1 protein-coding gene is annotated in these 232 nt (G+C 54.3%); it reads left to right on the plus strand.

What is annotated here, in order from left to right; translation table 11 throughout:
- Window positions 1–52: 52 nt before the first annotated feature.
- On the plus strand, window positions 53–232 hold a 180-nt coding region (locus FLQ03_RS15620; RefSeq protein WP_240802291.1), incomplete at its 3' end, for a MazG nucleotide pyrophosphohydrolase domain-containing protein.

The following is a 232-nucleotide window of genomic DNA, read 5'->3' on the forward strand; positions in this document are numbered from 1 at the left end:
GGTCTAAACGCCTTATCCGGCCGACTATTTTTTAAATTTCCAGGATTGTCACATGACTCAAATTGACCGCTTGCTCGGCATCATGCGCCGCCTGCGCGACCCGGAAAACGGCTGCCCATGGGATAAAGAGCAGACCTTTGCCACTATCGCCCCTTACACCCTTGAGGAGACCTACGAGGTCCTCGATGCTATCCAGCGGGAAGATTTTGACGATCTGCGCGGTGAACTGGGC

Source organism: Vogesella urethralis, from assembly GCF_007644045.2.
In the GTDB taxonomy this organism is placed as follows: domain Bacteria; phylum Pseudomonadota; class Gammaproteobacteria; order Burkholderiales; family Chromobacteriaceae; genus Vogesella; species Vogesella urethralis.